10 protein-coding genes, 1 tRNA gene and 2 pseudogenes are annotated in these 17,581 nt (G+C 60.6%); 3 read left to right on the forward strand and 10 right to left on the reverse strand.

Annotation, left to right across the window (positions count from 1 at the left end):
- Window positions 1-334: 334 nt before the first annotated feature.
- The 3 genes from ACIA8R_RS12625 to ACIA8R_RS12635 all read right to left on the reverse strand — a co-directional run bounded on the left by ACIA8R_RS12625 (window position 335) and on the right by ACIA8R_RS12635 (window position 3,534).
- Window positions 335-688 (reverse strand): DUF2809 domain-containing protein, encoded by a 354-nt coding sequence (locus ACIA8R_RS12625; RefSeq protein WP_357696337.1) that lies wholly within the window; start codon window positions 686-688, stop codon window positions 335-337.
- A gap of 647 nt (window positions 689-1,335) precedes the next feature.
- On the reverse strand, window positions 1,336-1,623 hold the full coding sequence (locus ACIA8R_RS12630; protein WP_397038225.1) for a GNAT family N-acetyltransferase: 288 nt from the start codon (window positions 1,621-1,623) through the stop codon (window positions 1,336-1,338).
- A gap of 327 nt (window positions 1,624-1,950) precedes the next feature.
- Window positions 1,951-3,534, reverse strand: a complete 1,584-nt coding sequence (locus tag ACIA8R_RS12635) for an ABC-F family ATP-binding cassette domain-containing protein (RefSeq protein ID WP_397038227.1) — start codon at window positions 3,532-3,534, stop codon at window positions 1,951-1,953.
- A gap of 622 nt (window positions 3,535-4,156) precedes the next feature.
- Between ACIA8R_RS12635 and ACIA8R_RS12640 the strand changes: the two are divergent.
- From ACIA8R_RS12640 to ACIA8R_RS12650, 3 genes and pseudogenes are all read left to right on the forward strand, one after another.
- A pseudogene (locus ACIA8R_RS12640) lies at window positions 4,157-4,517 on the forward strand (transposase); the annotation flags it as partial.
- Window positions 4,518-4,560: 43 nt separating this feature from the next.
- On the forward strand, window positions 4,561-5,931 hold the full coding sequence (locus ACIA8R_RS12645; RefSeq protein WP_397038229.1) for an IS4 family transposase: 1,371 nt from the start codon (window positions 4,561-4,563) through the stop codon (window positions 5,929-5,931).
- Window positions 5,932-5,944: 13 nt separating this feature from the next.
- A pseudogene (locus ACIA8R_RS12650) lies at window positions 5,945-6,839 on the forward strand (IS256 family transposase); the annotation flags it as partial.
- A gap of 178 nt (window positions 6,840-7,017) precedes the next feature.
- Here the strand turns inward: ACIA8R_RS12650 and ACIA8R_RS12655 are convergent.
- From ACIA8R_RS12655 to ACIA8R_RS12685, 7 genes are all read right to left on the reverse strand, one after another.
- The gene (locus tag ACIA8R_RS12655) at window positions 7,018-7,551 is read right to left on the reverse strand and encodes a hypothetical protein (protein WP_397038231.1); all 534 of its coding nucleotides are present in this window, start codon (window positions 7,549-7,551) and stop codon (window positions 7,018-7,020) included.
- 599 nt (window positions 7,552-8,150) lie between these two features.
- Window positions 8,151-8,226: transfer RNA gene (locus ACIA8R_RS12660), tRNA-Arg, on the reverse strand.
- Window positions 8,227-8,751: 525 nt separating this feature from the next.
- Window positions 8,752-11,109 (reverse strand): restriction endonuclease, encoded by a 2,358-nt coding sequence (locus tag ACIA8R_RS12665; RefSeq protein WP_397038233.1) that lies wholly within the window; start codon window positions 11,107-11,109, stop codon window positions 8,752-8,754.
- A gap of 1,086 nt (window positions 11,110-12,195) precedes the next feature.
- Window positions 12,196-12,750, reverse strand: coding sequence for a hypothetical protein (locus tag ACIA8R_RS12670; protein WP_397038235.1), 555 nt, complete (start codon window positions 12,748-12,750; stop codon window positions 12,196-12,198).
- 8 nt (window positions 12,751-12,758) lie between these two features.
- Window positions 12,759-14,888, reverse strand: coding sequence for an AAA family ATPase (locus ACIA8R_RS12675; protein WP_397038237.1), 2,130 nt, complete (start codon window positions 14,886-14,888; stop codon window positions 12,759-12,761).
- Window positions 14,885-15,067, reverse strand: coding sequence for a hypothetical protein (locus tag ACIA8R_RS12680; protein WP_397038239.1), 183 nt, complete (start codon window positions 15,065-15,067; stop codon window positions 14,885-14,887). Before ACIA8R_RS12680 ends, ACIA8R_RS12675 begins: the two co-directional genes overlap by 4 nt.
- The gene (locus tag ACIA8R_RS12685) at window positions 15,064-17,280 is read right to left on the reverse strand and encodes a DEAD/DEAH box helicase family protein (RefSeq protein WP_397038241.1); all 2,217 of its coding nucleotides are present in this window, start codon (window positions 17,278-17,280) and stop codon (window positions 15,064-15,066) included. Before ACIA8R_RS12685 ends, ACIA8R_RS12680 begins: the two co-directional genes overlap by 4 nt.
- Window positions 17,281-17,581: the final 301 nt, after the last annotated feature.

Genomic DNA, 17,581 nt, shown 5'->3' on the forward strand with positions numbered 1-17,581 from the left:
CGGGAAACGTTGGTCACAGTCGCTCGATCACAGCCATACAGCGTCGGCCGTGAGGCAAGGCTCTTGACTGGCGTTTTCGCTGATCGAGGGCACGTTGCTCGGCCTCTAAAACTCCAGGTCGACACGTGAATCCAGGCGGATGGTCAGAAGGGTACCGATAGGCGGACATCGGAAATACTGGTCGATGGCCACGTAATCTCTTGATCTTGCCGTTTCTATCGGAGCTACGGCAGTCCTGCTTTGTGACGGCTGGCCGCCGCGCAGAACGAATTCGATGGCCTCGCCGCTGTGGGGGCGTCCGTACCGTCAGCCCCGGTTGGGTGGTGTTCGAGAGTCACCCGGTCTGATCATCGGATCGGACCAATCGGCGTTCCCAGGCCAGGGCCGCGACCACACCGATGGCATAGGCGACCAGGTCCCATGGGTCGGGGAACGCGCCGACCAGGACACCGCCGATGCCCGGCGGGGTCATGCCGACTATTTGGTAGAACTCGACGGCGGCGGCGATCGCGGCCGTGGCCAGGGTGCGGCGTGCGGCGGTGGTGCGCCACAACAGCCCCAAGAACGCGTAGACCAGCATGGTGGCGACGACGTCGCTCACGTAGCCGCGGATGAACGGTTGTCCCGGGCCCCGGTAGAAGAGGACGAACGCGCCGATGGCGAGGGCGACGCCACCCAGAAGGACCATGGCGCGGCGCATGAGATTGACATCTTCTCCGAATCTCAACGATCAGGACGAACCTGATCATAGAGCTCGTCACCTATGGCGGCATGCTCATTGCGTCAGGTCGGCGACCGCGGTGGAGTGCCATGGCGACGGCATGCCAGCACGCTGGAACGTAGTGACGATTCATCCGTAATGAGACCCGACCAGATGAAACAGGGGGTTACGGTGCGCTCAGCACCGTCTCGATGACCGCGCCATGGCCGATCCAGCCAGGCATCGGCGCTGCTTGATCTCATCGCCGATGCCCTCATCCCACATCCTCGCCCAGCCACCCCCCGCTCCTCGGCTCCGCCCCGGAGCACGATGGTGTCCGGCGTGTGATCCAAATGCCCAGCCACTTCCGTCGGGTAGGTTCCACTTCACTCCGTCGGTACCACCCTGGCCTGTCCGCCCACCCAGACGCCGCATGACCGTCCGCCTGGAAATTCCAAGGCCGCCGCCTGTGGAGTTGGCCCGATTGGTGGACACCTGATCTCTGCGCGGCTCCAGCCGAACGGTAGCCCGCGAGGGCAATAGGTGAGGCCCGGGGACACTGGGCACACCGGCCACGATGGATGTAACCACCAGACGGCCGCCCCTGTTTCCCGACTGCCGTCCAGAGCGGCGACTCAGGTCCCGGTCAAGATGCTGCGGCGCTCGATCATCAGCACGTCCCGCCAGAGACCGTGGTGACAGCCGATGCGCTCGCGGGTGCCCACGACGCGGAAGCCGAGCGCCTGGTGCAGGCTCAGGCTTGCGGCGTTCTCCGGGAAGACACCCGACTGGATCGTCCAGACGCCGGCGTCCACGGCGGCGGCGATGAACGCCGCCAGCAGCGCCCGGCCGATGCTGGCGGCGTCCACGGCGGCGGCGATGAACGCCGCCAGCAGCGCCCGGCCGATGCCACCACACTTCAACGCCGTGATCTATGCCCTTGATCTGCTGCTTCCCATTGTCGATCTGGGCCAGCAGTTGGCGTTCAACCCAAGAGGAGCGACGCAGTGGCTCTCTTGCGGGCTGGCTGCGGGCGCTGCCCGATCCAGCCGACGCCGACATCAAGGTCACCCGACGAGACCAGCTCGGCGGCCTCCTGCATGGAGTACGCCCAGGTCGCATGAGGAGACACAAAATTCGGCACCCACAGGCAACCGCCGCCCCGCCCGTTCGTGTACGGGCGGGACGGCGCCTTCACAACCGAGGCGCCCAGGATGGCGATCGAAACCGTGACCGAGGAGCCGGCGTGATCAGGCCAGGGCGATCAAATCGGCGTAGCCGTCGTTCCACAGGTCTTCGACCCCGTCGGGCAGCAGCAGCACCCGGTCCGGCCGAAGCGCTGCGACAGCCTCCTGGTCGTGCGTGACCATCACCACGGCGCCCCGGTACGCGGTCACAGCCGCCAGCACTTCGGCCTTGGAGGCCGGGTCGAGGTTGTTGGTCGGCTCGTCCAGCAGCAGTACGTTGGCCTGGGAGCTGACCAGCCCGGCCAGCGCCAGCCGGGTCTTCTCCCCGCCCGACAGCACCCGGACAGGCTTGTCCACGTCGTCGCCGCTGAACAAGAACGACCCCAGCACCGTCCGGGCCTCGCCGTCGCTCAAGTGCGAGGCGGCGCTGGCCAGGTGCTGTCCGACCGTGTGCGCTGGGTCGAGCGTGTCGTGCTCCTGGGCGAAGTAGCCCAGCCGCAGCCCGTGCCCGTGCACGACCCGTCCCGAGTCGGGCCGCTCGTACCCGGCCAGCAGCCTGAGCAGCGTGGTCTTGCCCGCGCCGTTGAGCCCCAGGACCACGAGCCGGCTGCCCCGGTCGACGGCCAGATCCACCCCCGCCAGCACCGGCCGCCCGCCGTACGACTTGGCCAGGCTGATCGCGCCGAGTGGCGTGCGGCCGCTGGGCGCGGGCTCGGGCAGCCGGATGCGGGCGACCTTCTCGGCGACGCGGGGCGGGGGAGTCTCGGCGAGCATGCGGTCCGCGCGCCGGGCCATGTCCCTGGCCCGGGTCGCAGTGGCCACGTTGGAGCGCATGCGGCCGGCCTGGGCATGAAGCGCTGCGGCCTTGCGCTCGGCGGTGAACCGCAGGCGCGTCCTGCGACGGTCGTCGGCCTCGCGGTCGGCGAGGTAGGCGTGCCAGCCGGTGTTGCGCGTCTCCAGGGCGCCGTGCTCAACGTGCCAGACGCGGTTGACCACGTCGGCCAGCAGTCCGGTGTCATGGGTGATGAGGACCAGGCCTCCGGAATGCCCGGCCAGGAAAGAGCGTAGCCAAGCTATGGAGTCGCCGTCGAGATGGTTCGTCGGCTCGTCGAGCAGCAGGGCGCCGGGCTCGGCGAACAGCACCCGGGCAAGTTCCACGCGGCGGCGCTGCCCGCCTGACAAGTCGCCCACCGGCCGGTTCAGCACCCGGTCGGGCAGGCCGAGCCCGGCGGTGACGCGGGCGGCCTCGCCCTCAGCCGCATACCCGCCGCGGGCCTGGAACTCGGCCTCAACCCGGACGTAGTGGGCCATGGCCCGCTCGTCGCCGCGCTCGGCCAGGTCGGACCCGGCGGCCCGCAGGCGGCGGACCGCCTGGTCGAGGCCGCGGACGGACAGGACACGGTCGAGGACGGTGACGGCCGGGTCGGCGGCGGCCGGGTCCTGCGGCAGGTAGTCGACGGGGCCGGTACGGACGATCTCGCCGGCCGCAGGCGGGAGCACTCCGGCAAGGGTCTTCATAAGGGTCGTTTTGCCGGCGCCGTTACGGCCGACCAGGCCGACGCGGTCGCCGGGGGCGACGTGGGCGGTGACGCCGGACAGCAGGAGGTGGGCGCCAGCACGTACGTCGACGCCACGTAGGGTAAGCATGGAACTGCACTCCGGATTTGCTAGAGGACACACGGGTGGCGTGGAACCGGGTGTCCTGGCTAGGAAATTCGGGGCACAGACATGAGGCCGAGTGTAAGGACAGGCCGTGATGGTTCGCCATCCATTTACCGGCCGCTCACCTTGCCGGCCGCTCGCGGCCCTGGTCAAGATGCCCCGATCCGGTGTAGGGCTCGAATGTTCGATTCATGCGGTGACCTGCAGTTCTGGCACATTGCGCCTGCTGAAAACGTCATCCACGCAGCTCAAGCGGCATGTGAGTATTCGTGGAGGGCTCCGCCGAGCCGGTCTCGTCGGCGTACCTTCAGGTCGACGATTCTGGCTGGATCGGTGGTCCTGGGGTGAGGCCGTTGAAGGCGTACGGGTTGCGCCTGCCGGACAGATCCCGTGAGCGCTTCTCCAACGCGCTCGGTCGGCGTCGCGCCGGCGCGGCAGGGCGAGGCCGACCCGCGGTTTGCAACGGCAAGGCAGCCGTGGAACGGCGGTTGCGTCCATCGGAGTGGTGTACGAGTTTGGCCTGGTCACAGGCGTGGCGTCGTGAAATGAAGACGGCCATCGAGTGATCCTTCGAGTAGCAAGATCAAGATCGAAGAAGAACCAGACGATGGCCGCCGACAACAGTGTGACGCCCGCCCAGTGGCTGGCGAAGCAGATCGAGACCGACGACCCGGATCTGTTGGCGATCCATGGTGAAGACCATGGCCGAAGCGTTGATGTCAGCCGAGGCCGACGGCCTGTGCGGAGCCTCTTATGGAGAGCGCAGCAGCGAGCGGACCAACTCCGGCAACGGCTACCGGACGCGCGAGTGGGACACCCGCGCCGGCACGATCGAGCTGGCCATCCCGAAACTCCGGTCCGGCTCGTACTACCCTGACTGGCTGCTGGAACGCCGGCGGCGCGCCGAACAGGCGCTGGTCAGCGTCGTCGCCACGTCCTATCTACTCGGGGTCTCGACCCGGCGCGTCAATGCCGTTGCGTTTGCATGCATAGTGGAGTAACTCCATCACTATGGGTGAAGAAGGCTGTCCAGAGGTGGGATTGAGCGTTCTCACGCGATGGTGCCCGCCGGAGCTGATAGATCCGGCCATCGCCAAGTGCGGGCGGTATGAGCGGAGACGTCGCCTGCTCTCGACCCGGATGATGGTCTACTTCGAAATGGCGCGCTGCCTGTTTCCGCATCTGGGCTACGAGCACGTACTGCGCGAGCTGGTACCCGCCGACGCCGAAGAGACCGGCCTTTGGCACGTCCCCAACAAGTCCTCGCTGTGTCGTGCCCGGCGACGCGTGGGGCCAGCCGTGCTGCAGGAAGTCTTTGACCAGGTCACCGGCCCGATGGCCAGCCTTGATGCATGCCCATCAGCATTCTGGCGAGGACTTCGACTCACTGCGTTCGACGGCACCGCGCTCGCCGTCGCCGACACTCCAGCCAACGCCGCAGCCTTCCTGCGCAAAGGCGCTAACATCCTGGAGAAATACGGATATCCGCAGGTAGAGCTCGGTGTCTTATTCGAGATCGGGACACACTCGATCATCGCCGCAGCGGTCGGCGAACGTGACGACAACGAGATAACCCTCGCCAGCCAACTCGTGCCAGCCACCGGTCCGAACACCCTCGTGCTAGCCGATCGCAACATGCTGGGTGTCGAGTTATGGCATGCCTTTACCAGTACCGGCGCCCACCTCCTGTGGCGCATCCGGCCCAAGGTGGCCCGCCATCGCGTCGGTGACCTGCCCGACGGCAGCTACCTCGCCACCGTGCGCATCGGCTCAAACCGAGCCAAGCAACGCCGACGAGCCAACCGCGATATACCCGCCCAGGTCACCGTCCGCGTCATCGAATACCACCTCGGCGAAGGGCGGAAACTCTACCGACTGGCCACCTCATTACTCGACCCCACCCTGGCTCCAGCCAGCGAACTGGCCGTCCTCTATCACCAACGCTGGGAGGCCGAAGTCGCCTACGCCGAACTGAAGACACAGCAGCGCGGCACGGGCACCGTCTTACGCTCCCACTATCCGGACGGCATCCGCCAAGAGATCTGGGCCCAGCTGATTGTGCACCACCTCACCCAGACGCTTATCTACCACGCAGCCCAGGCGACCCCGCCCATCGACCCCGACGAAATCTCATTCCGCAGGGCTCAACAAGCCGTCCGACGTAACCTCGGCCGGCCGCTATCTCCCCGTTGGCAACGCCGAGCACTTCACCGGACAGTCACCGAATTGCGTTCCCACCCCGTCGAGGACAGACGCCATCGGCACTGCCCGCGCAGACTCAAACGCGTCAGCGCCCGCTTCGCCCGCCTCAGGCCCGGCTCACGCTCTTCCTCTCCATCGACTCCACTACCGACCGTCACTCTCGCTGGCAAACCGCCATAAGGCAACGGCATTGACCCGGCGCGTCGACAAGCTGGTCGAGCAGCTCGGTATCAAACACATCTCCAAAAGCCAGGTCTCGCAGATGGCCAGGGTGCTGGACGAGCAGGTCGAGGCGTTCCGCACCCGTGCGCTGGACGCCGGCCCATACACGTTCGTCTGGCTGGACGCGCTGACGCAGAAGGTACGCGAGGGCGGGCGCACCATCAACGTGCACGCCCTGGTCGCCACCGGCGTCAACGCCAACGGCCAACGCGAGGTGCTCGGCCTGGAGGTCACCTCCGCTGAGGACGGCGCCGGCTGGCTGGCGTTCCTGCGCAGCCTGGTCGCGCGCGGCCTGTCCGGCGTCCAACTGGTCATCTCCGACGCCCACCGCGGCCTCGTCGAGGCCATCGGCGCCAGCCTGCCCGGCGCGGCCTGGCAGCGCTGCCGCACCCACTACCTCCGCAATCTGCTCACGTGCGTCCCGAAGTCAGCGCAGCCGTGGGTGGCCACCCTGGTGCGCACCATCTTCGACCAGCCCACCACCGAACAGGTCCGCGCCCAGCACGCCAGGGTCATCGACGCCCTGGAGGCCAAGTTTCCGGCTGCGTGCGAGCATCTGGACGCCGCCCGCGAGGATCTACTGGCTTTCGCTGCCTTTCCCCGCGAGACCTGGCGCCAGATCTGGTCGAATGACCCGCAGGAACGGCTGAACAAAGAGATCCGCCGCCGCACCGACGTGGTGGGCATCTTCCCCGACCGGGCCGCGATCATCCGGCTGGTCGGCGCGGTACTGGCCGAGCAGACCAGCCGGATGGACCGAGGCCCGCCGCTACATGGGCCTGGACGTCCTGGCCAAAGCCCGCGTCCGACTCATCGCCAGCGACACACCGACCGGGAACCCGCTTCCGCAGACACTTACCGCTTAATCTGCAGAAAAGGGATCACTCGAAGATCGATTCATACACCACATCCGTGGACGTGACCGGAACGGCTGCTCGGCCGGTTCGCCGACGTTCCCACCGTCGCTGGCTTCCGTCCTGGCAGATCAGCGCCCCGGCTGAGGCGCCCCGTTACCGATCAAGAAGATCAACTGGAGGCCGATCTCTAGTTGGGTTGCGTGCACCGGCCCAGCCGATGTCGCACGAAATTCGGATGAGCTTCGCCGATATCGATGCTGTTCTCATCAAGAGCGTTGGCGATGTGGAAACGACCGGTGTCGAAGATGAACTCCACAGCGAGGGTGCCGTCCGCCAGGTCGTGACGTGATGATGGCCGCCACTCAAGCAGAGCAACCTCGCGGAGTTCCTGGCCGACGAAGGGCTGGAGGCGCTCGTCGGTGTCGGACCAGCCTGGCGTCTGCTCAAGGTATTCCCAGCCGCTGATCGCGGCCGTGGTGTCGATGGTGTTCCAGCCGATCGATAGCTCATCGAGCTTCCAGTGGCAGATCTCCGCCTGGATGCCGTCGAAGTGCAGGACGACGGGGCAGTCGGCGAACCAGTCCCCGTCCTCGACGAATCGCACGAGCGCGAACCCCGTCAGACGCCGGCCACCAAGCGCGGCCAGGCCAGGTCCATGTTCCTCGCAGATGGCTTCGAGCCCGACGAGAAAGGTTGGCTCGAAGCCGGAGATGCCCATCACGGTAGCGATTGTTCAGGTTCATCACGGAACCAGCCAGTCGATATCTGCCGACAAGCCGTGGGCCAGCGTGGCCCGGCTTGGCATCAGAGTCCACAGATGACGCGAGCGGTTGACGCGCCCTTCGACCGAGCCGGAAGTAAGGGAGAGCCAGACCTGCCAGGGCAGCGTCGAGATTGCGGTGAGTTTCCTCTGGCGAGCGAGGAGCGTTGGTGTTCACGCCGCAGGAGTGAACACCGTGGCTCTCATATGGGCTGGTCGCAGCCAGCTGGGCTCTGGTGGCCACGGTTGTCCCGGCGTGGGGACGCGTGCTCGGCGAGTGAGCTGCACGTCCAGTAGGGGTTAGGCAGGTATTTGGCACGATCATCCGTGGCGTTGGTCCAGTGTCCGGGCGGTTGTAGCGGGTACCGGAGGTCGAGATGGCGGCAAATTGGGGCCTGAGCTGGGGAAACGCCTTCAAGATCATCCGGAGCATATCCTCTGATCATGGTCTTACGGCTGCACGCGGACACCGTCGACTGCCTATCAAGGTCCACAAAACAAAAGACCTGTGGCTGTGAAACCGCAGGTCAGTGGCTATAAATGCCGATCTAGGTGAGTGCCCCCGGCAGGATTCGAACCTGCGGCACCCGCTTTAGGAGAGTGAGGGCTTTTCTCTTCCTGCAGGCAGATTGAGCTGGGAAAATAGCCCACACATGGCGTGGGCAGTGCAAGATCGTCCCTCATATATCCCCGGCTCGATCGCGAGATCAACCACGTAGCCGGTAACCCCACCCGGAGCGTGGTGATCTGGCGTGAGTGGCTGCGGCAGTACTTAAGCGCGCACGCAAAATCTCTTTCAGCGCACCCGGACCTGGAAGGAGTTCACCGATCCCGACCACGATGCCAAGCTGGACCGCATTGAGGAGGTCACTGCCTCGCTTCATGCAATGGTGTCTTGCCTTCGACCAGTTTGGGTCGCTGTATCCGGCCTCAGTTGGGCTCCGGCTGGGCGGTACGGGGTCGGCTGAAGTAGCAGCGGGCGACCTATATTCGCACCCACGGCGTGCGCTACCTTCCATGGCTGCAGCAGCCTGGGCGAGGACCAGCTGTGGGGCATAATCTGGGAGCGCAAGTGCGGCGCCAACACGCTCGCGGCGCTCAAGACGATCAGATCGGCCCGCCCCGACGGCGCGCCGATCTACGGTCAGACATACTGCACTGTCACGTACCGAGGCGACTCATCAGCCCTTCGATCTCAGCCCAGTTTGTCTGACGGCCACGTATTTCCTGAATCCACTGCTGCCTAGAACTGTACGCAGTCTGGACCCAGTCTTCCCCATGGTCGTACGCTGCTCCGAACTCACGGGCATCCTCACGAGCTTCGCGCTGTGCCCGCTCCGCCTTGAGCCGGATCAGCACCTGTTCGACCTTGTCGAATTCTTTGGGCAATTTCTCGGCTGCGTCATGCTTAGTCAAAAACTCCAAGAGCTCATGAATTGACACTAAGTTGTGGGCGTCAATCTCCTCCAGCATCGCGTATTCCGCGAGCTCGTCCAATGCGCATGCCACAAGTCGACCCGTCAAATGAGCATATTCCGCGCCCAGCGTCTCGTCGAGCATCATAAAGTGCTCGTAGGCCCCTTGCCAGTTATCTAGTTCGAGCTGCTCCTCTACCTCGTAGAGAAGGTCCTCTCTAACACCCTGGCTAAATTGTCCGGCATGCTCATCGGGGATCAGCGAACTGGCCCTCATCGTCGCCGCAAGGCTGGAAATATGAGAGAGATGTGAGCTGCGGCGGAGGTCAAAATCTGTCCTGTTCGTGACGTATTCGGCCAGTGGAGCGTAGTCGAGATCTTCCGCTGTCTCTAGAATCCATTCCAGGTGTCGCGCCGTGCTGTCGTCCTCGTCGGAAAGAGAGTCCTCGACAGTATCGACCGTGTCCAAAATCGATCTCGCGACGTCGACACGGCACTCCCTGAGCTGCCGCAGAATGCCGTCTGCGCCATGGCTTTGGGCGGTATACATGAGCCGAACAATTTGTCCTGCGTCGATGAAGCTGGCCAAGAGCGCGGGCAGTCGGGTGCGACCTTCGTTCATGTGGTGACGCAGGTAGTCGACGATGGATGGGTTGTGAAAAGATACTCCGCCGTCGTCGATTGTGATCATCGACCCAGCCAATATCCTCAATGCCTTACGGAAAAGCCGCTTCTCACTGGGTAGGTTAAGCTCCTTGCAGTACCTCGACCACGACTCTTCTAGGTCCGCCAGCGCAGCCCCTCTGCCGAACGTGAACAGCACCTCCAAGATATGAACGGCTTCGTCGTTCAGCTCGTTCTCCACGACGCGTTCCCAGATACGACGTGGGTTGTCCAAGTTCTCCAGTATGACCTTCGCGACGTTCTCTGCCGGGCCGGCGAGCATCAGCGTATCGCCGATGAGCCGCGGACTAAAGTTGGGGTGACGTAGAATTTTCCACCATACGTCGCGATCGGCGAAGCGAAGCTTCTCCGCAGCTGAGATCTTCGCATAATAGACATGGTTGTAAAGGATCTGCGCGCGGACCTCAGGTGTCATGTCGGTCAGGTGAACCACGCTCAGATCCGGCGTGAAGTCCTCCTCCCCGAGTCGGCCATGCCGTTGACGAGTGTGTTCAAGCAAGTAGTCCCGAGTCGTCATGATGAGCGCTTTGTCCGCCGAGACCTCAATCTCTCGCATAAGAGACACCAACCGGGCATCCTCGTTCTTGTTGAGATTGGGCTCCAACGTCGTTTGGCCGACAAAGTCGTCATAGAGGAAAAGCTGCCGCACGCCGTCACGCCAGATCTCATTCACCTCGCTGACGTCTTGGGAAATCTCGTATGCTTCATATCCGTCACTAATGAGGCGAGCCGCGAGCATGCACGCCACCGTCGTCTTGCCAACGCCGGGGACTCCAGTGATGACGCAGACGCGTCGCCTATCGAGCACGTCGCGTGCTCGTTCGAAACCATGGTGCGGTACGAAGGTCTCAGCCACACGCGCCACCTTCGTCCGCAGTCTTGAAGACCGTATATACACGTCTTGATTGAGCACTGTCTGCAGGACAGCGGTGTTGCTCAACCAGAGCCGAAAATGTCGCTTTACCACTTCGGGATGGCCTCTAAGCAGTTCGACGAGTTGCTCGACGCCGTAGAGATCCCCTGTGGAACGGACGAACGGCTTCAATCTGTCGCGGAGCTTGTCCTTGCCGGGAACGTTCAGTTTGACGCTGGTGGCTAAAAGGTAGCGGCTCGGGTTGAGTTTCCTAATCTTTGGCAGTTCTTCCTTTGTCATGCGATTGATCAGCTGTGCCTGACTGCTGCTCTGCCAATGCTTACATTGCAGCACAATCGTCTGTCCGGCTTCACTCACGTAACGGAGGTCGATTCCCAGGTCCGTGACGTTGCGAGGGAAAATCTCCAGCGACACGCCGAGTATCTGTCCGAACAGATCTCGACAGAGGACCTCGAAGTCATAGTCGGTCAGCCGTCCAAGATCAAAGGAGTCCATCCGTTCCCCACTTTCCGCCAGCACTGCGAGCGGTTCAACGAGCAGCCACATCCGGATGCGCCATCAGCGGTGCATCGTGTGCCGGATCAGTCTCAATGAGGTTATCGCTCTTGCGATTAAAACGAGCACTATCGTCCTTCGTCCCTATGCCCCCAAAGACTATGCTGCGTGGCCGTGAGTCACAACGTAGACCCTGCCGGCAGAGCATCATCGACGAGTTGCCGGGTCGGATCTCGGAGCCGGTTCGGCGGAGTGGACCGGCATCGTACCGCCCAGGGCTAAGTACATGACCTGGTGCAGGCATCATGCCTACGATCTGGTGTCGAAGATCGAGCACAAGAACTGCTGGAACTGGCCGAGCAGGACAGATATGCCGACCCTCAGGAGATGCAGCGGTTGTTGCGCACTGCGGACTGGATGCTGAGGTGGGCTGCGATGACATACGCGGCTACGTCGCCGAGCACGTGGGCCACCCGGCCGGGGTGCTGATCGTGGATAAAACGGCCCGATCAAGTAGGGCAAATAGCCAGGCTGGGTGCTTCTGGCCTATGACTCGGCCGGCGATCAGGCGTCGATTTGCAAGCGTCTATATCTCCCGCAGGCCGCACGGCTACCGATAGCGATGGCCGACACCGATCGGTGTGCGGCGGTGGGAGCTCCTGCATGGACGGAGCCAGTGCTGCCGTCCAGTGATCGCTGCGGCATCGGTGCCGGTGTACGGGGTCAGATGGGTGAGCGGGGACGAGGTCTACGGCCAAGATCCCAGCCTGCGCAAGCTGATCGAAAATCGAGCATGCCCTCATCTGGTTCGGAGTACCTCGCCGGATCATGGCGCTGACGCGGACATGATGGCGGAGAAACAAACCAGCCCAAGACAGATACCACGCTACGGTCCGACCTCGCCGCTAACAAAGTCTCCACTGAACTCGGGGCGATTCAACCCGACCTCGTCGGCGCCGGTCCGCCATGCCTCTGTACAGGGGCCCGTATCTGTGCAGATGTAACGCTGGCTGATGCCGGTGCGCCGAGACTCAAGCCTTGGGACATGGTGGGACTCGGACCGTCGCCACGGTCACGGCGACGTGTGAGGCGACGGTGTCACGGGGTGTTGATGAGCTGGACCGGAGGGCTGGGCCACTAGTCCAGCACTGCATTGCTGAGTCCTAGAAGTGGCAGGAGCGGATCGACGACATGAGTGTCATCGTCGGTCTCCCTCTGCACGCATTCCACACTGTCTATGGCAGAAAGCACTAGATCTCGGACACTGCCCTCATCCGGTGCGTGCTGCAACAGCCACTCGAAACCAGCGTGTGCATAGCGGTCCAACAGTGCAAAACGCTCACCAGACTTACTATCAGTCAACAAATCAAGCTGAGAACGGAGTGAATCGCGGGCTGCCGCATCACCGTTGGAACTTGTAAGCACCACAGCAACGGCCAGTTCCTCTGCTCCCTCTGCACCAAGGAATACCCGATCTTGAATTGGTACTACATCCTTCTTTGAGGTAGGCATCTTGTCGGCAGGCGTAGGTCGGTTCAATGCGACAGCTAGTGATGCAGCAAACACATAAACATCGCGCATCTCCTTGAATGGACCAGTCTTCGTCTCTGCGGCAACAGACTTCGTTCTCGTAGATGTCACAAGAGTGTCGAGAATATCCTTATGTGCTGGATAGATGTTAACGTTGGCCATATCGCCTCTCAGTTAATATCAGAAATACGCGTCCTTGCCGGGTCTACGCCAGCATCATGGATGCCGTATTGGTAATCCTTGCCATTCCACCTTACGACTCTTTCGTTCGTCTTGTGGGATGTGAGTTCCATGATGTACGCGCTGCCAATATGTGAACCGATATTCTCCCAAGCGTCCACCGACTTGGCCGAGGTTATAACGACTATTTGGGGAAGCAAGTGAGGAAGCGCCTTGATCACATCAACCTCGTACTCGGTGTCGAGTGGACTGGTTGGTGAGTCAAGAACGACTGGGAAGCCCACTTTTTGAGAGGTGTCGATGGATCCAGTGCGGTAGAACTGCTCGTTAAAGCGAGCTATTTCCTCATAGTGAGGCGCGAGCCTAGCGATAGCACCGAGAAAGGCGATCAGTAGTAGCACTTTCTCCGACTGAGAGAGAGGCATGTTCTGGTCAACATTTGACGCGCTTACTCTGATGCTGAAATCATCACTCACACGGATGTTGTATGGCTTCTTGATTAGATCGGAGTATGTAGCATTGACTGCCCGCTCAAAATCTATCCGGCCATGCTGGTTAAGGCCTTTGCGTGCTTCGTCGAAAAACTCCTTGACTTCGCGAAGGATTTCGATGGCAGCCGTCTTACGTTTATATCCGTCGGATTTTGAAGACTTTTTCGTGTAGTCCGCCAGCTTAGCTCGCACGTTGACCTCGAGCGTATTGACCTTGGCATCAATGTGCTTGGTTTCCTCCTCAAGATGATCTACCGCCCTCTGTCGTATCAACAAAACATCGAGCGGGCTGTGGCCTGCAGGGGGTATGGTGACTTCTTGCGCCTCCTGAAACTCCTTGAATTCTCGCGCAGCTTTGGTTAGTTGACGATCTGCTCCATCGATACACATGCGTAGCACGGACTGAAGCATTTTGATGTCAGCATTTGGCTTCGGGCCAGCAACTTTGAGACTTTCGGCCAGTGCAGAGATGTGTCCACCCATGTGGCCAATTTGTCGCTCGGCTCGATTGATATACGCCTTAAGAATGCTTCTCGCCTCTAGTCCTAACGCAGCAACATTTGCCTCAGTGACATGTTCAAGTAGCTGCTGAATCCTAGTACGAGTCTCCATTTTAAGGTCTACCTGGCACAGCGGACACCGATCATCCTCTAGCGCTTTATGAAGGACAGACTCGTGAATCCGTGGCGGCATGAGACCAGCCTTCTCCGCCATATCAAGCCGAGATACCGCAGACTGGACAGCAGAATGGGCAAAATGGAGATAGGCAGCTCCGGCAAGATCAACATATCTGTTGTTGGCCTGCTCGACCAGCTGCTCGGCCTGGTTGACTCTATCCTTCAATCGCCTGTATTCAGCTTCCCACTTTTTAATTTCAACCGGGTTGTACTTTTCCGCCTCTTTCTTTGCCTTCGCAGCTTGGTCGCGTGCCTGAGCCAGCAGGGCTGGAAGGTTGTCCCGTCTCTGCTCTGCAGCATTTAGTTCAGCCTGAGCTTGTTCCCAGCACTTGCGAGCTGCCTCAACGGTGTCATCCGTATAATTTTTGGGTGGCTTTAGCGCTTCGCTTTCTATCGCCTGGCGAAGATCTTCGACTGCGTGATCGTAAACATCTCCGCTAAGAAGCGACCTGATGGCGGTACCGACATCGAAGGATGCGCCGTCTCCCGGGCTATCGCCCTCTAGAACGTTAGCAGTACTGAAGGTCTCAGCTGGGAAGAAGAAGAGATCCTTCAAAGGCTTAGGAAGGATCCGATATATGTCATCCTCGACAGTACGCTGACCATCCTTGGTTACGGTGAGAACCGTTTCGCCAGACGATTGCCGACGCTGGTCGGTGACTCGTCGAATGCAGAACTCACTGTTGTCATGAACAAGGATAAGTTCAACCCATGATTCCGCTGACGGATCTGCCTTTAGGGCCTCGAAGTTAATCAGGCTATCGGGTCGCTGGAACCCATCGGTGAAGTGACCGTACAGGACCCAAGTAAAAGCGTTGAGGAGGGCGGTCTTGCCGGCTCCGTTGGGACCTAAGATAAGCGTTACAGGTTTCTTGTCGTCTATCGAGAAGTCTATTTTTTGCAGCCCGTGAAAGGATCGCCAATTATAGACCCTCAAGGATTTGAACTTCACTGATCGTCATCCTTAGGCGTTGCAAGAAGTGCGCGGTTGGCGAATTCGTCTGCCAGGCTGCTACGGTCCTCGGAAAACCGCCGCTTCTGTTCTGCGAAGATGACGAACTGTGTCACGTCCTTGGCTTGAGGACTAAGTCGCGAGGCGAGTTCGGCCATGCGTTCCCTGAAGGCGCTCACTGGCTCCATTCCTCCATGCTATCCCCTTCTGCGAGGTTCATCCAGGGGTAGTCGGTGGGACTGAGGCCGTACTCAAGGGCCCAGGAGATGATAGAAAACAACATCTCCCGGTTTCGTGCGGCATCGGCTAGTTCGGCTGCGCGTGCCAGCTCTGCACCAAGAAGTCGTTTTTCGGAGTCGCTGGGCACACCAGATGGGAGGGGTGGCATGACGATGAAGTCATGGATGATCGCATGAGACTTTGGGTTGTCGGGATCGCGGCGAAGGAGGCGGCCACGACGCTGGACGAACTGACGGGGGTTCTGGGTGGATGCAGTAATCACGCCAATCCGGACAGAGGGTATGTCAACGCCCTCATCCAGACATTTCATTGCAAGTAGCGCCTGGATTTCCCCGCGTGCAAGCCGGACCTGCAACGCTTCGCGAGCCGCAGGATCGGTCTCCCCGTAGTAGCGTTCGACCTTCATCCCGAAGTCCTGTCGAAGCATTCTCTCCGTCTCCGCTAACTGAGGGAAGTCCGTTTCGGGATCCCGGCCTTCCGCGACGTAGATGATCTGGTGAGTCTGATCCTTTAGGCCTTGGGCCATAAGCTGGCGAAGTCGCTGCTGCTTGTTGCTGGCATGTTGGGTCAGCCTAGTCCTAGCTCTAATGTGGGCGTCGGCTGCCTGATCGTCGCCGTTCGCATAAGCAGTAGCAATCTTCTGTGAGATTTGCTTGTACCTCACAACTTCCTCGGCTGTGAGCTCAATCTGCGATGGTAGATAGTCATAGGGCACAAGTGCTTTATACTTGTAAATTGCCTCCTTGATATTGATCGAGATCACAGGATTCCCAAAATATTCCAGGAGAGCTTCTGTGCCTTCCTCGTCGCCGTGCCGCTTGGGTGTTGCGGACAGCCCCAAGGTCAATGTTGCGTTATTGGGTAGAGCGGCCAGACGTGATGTTGTACCCAGCGAGTGCATCTCGTCTCCGATGACCAGCAAGTGTCCGGTATGGCGACTGAGTTGCCGTTGGAGAAAGTGGTCTGCCTGAACAGCTTCAGAAGCAACACCGGGCGTAAGGCTGTCAGCTGTGGTTATGACCATCTCGGTTCGGCGGCCATAGCGGGACCTTGCCGCGGAGAAGACCGATTTCAGATGCTCCTGCTGTCCTTTGTTGAGCTTGCCATGGCAGATAGCCGGCCGAAATCCGAATCGTTCGGCATCCCTGCGCCATTGTTCTACAAGATCAATGAGTGGGACAATGACTAGGACGAGCAAGGGGGCGTCGTTCTCGGCAATATGGATCGATGCCTGGGTTGCCGCCGCCAACGCAGTAATGGTTTTCCCTGTGCCAGTAGCCATAGCGAATGTGCCGCGCCCACTTGCGCGGAGCCAGTCGTTTACTGCCTTCTTTTGATAATCGTGGAGAACTAGATGTTCTGGAAGCGATGGGACAAATGCTATGTCGTCAGGGCTTCTGATGCCCAATAGGGAAAGCTCATCCACCTCGTCCGTGTGTGCTCGAGCGGGTGATGGATTACGAATGCCGAACGTCGCCCGCATGGGTTCTTCGATCCACTCGTTCACCCTCCATAGAGCGATGCCATCTACCTGTTCATTCCAAACCTGTTCGAAGCGATCCCGCTCTTCCTCTGCGTAGGCTCGCTGCTCCTCGTTGGCCCAGCTGCGGTGGAGTGGGAAAGATTCCGAATTAAGTGTCGCTCCGCCCAAGGTTTCGTTGGGACTACCGGTAAATGTCATCCAATTGCCATCGTGATCGGCGAATATGCCAATCTTCTCATGGAACAGCGCGTAATGCTGCGCATGAACCCGCAAAGCGATACGGACGTCTAGTCGACTATTAGCTACCATCCATGTGAGGAGCTGGAGTCGATCTTTCAAGATAAGATCCGGGATGGATTGAGTAATTGCCTTCTCTAGATCTTTTTTGATACGGCTTTTCAGCTCCTCGCCCTTGCCTAGCGCCATGAGTTCTTCGTCGTTGAGGTTTGACGGCGATGTTATGAGGCGCATCGCGCCACCATTAAGAATGAATCTGTCAATGGATGGCGCAATCTGTGCTAGCAAATTGGCAGAGAAAAATCCTACTGCCCGATCATATGTGCAGGATCGACCGAAGGCGGGAATATAGAAGCCATTAATCAGGTTGTCGGGCGGCGAATTGTAGCGACGCTTCCATCTAGGGTCCCATGATGGCAGATTCTCGGACATCAGCAATCCCTGAGCAGGTCGAGAAGCGGATCAGAAATAGAGGCGTCGTTGACATCTAGATGAGTCGACTGCTCTCGATCGGCAAGGTCCAATATCGAGTCCATTCCTGGTAGCGGAATCGCTATTGCGCACTGCATCGCTTCATCTCTTGCTGTAGCTAGTAATACTGCGGCTAGGATGTCGAGGAGGCTCTCACGGCCACATTGTCGGATTCTGCGCAACTCCTCGAGGCTCAGCGCGCCGATTCGATCAAATCGAGTGAGCCTGTTTCTGTAAAGTAGGTTGCGAGCCCGCTGAGTGC

The sequence above is a fragment of the Nonomuraea sp. NPDC051191 genome (genome assembly GCF_044455665.1).
Lineage (GTDB): Bacteria > Actinomycetota > Actinomycetes > Streptosporangiales > Streptosporangiaceae > Nonomuraea.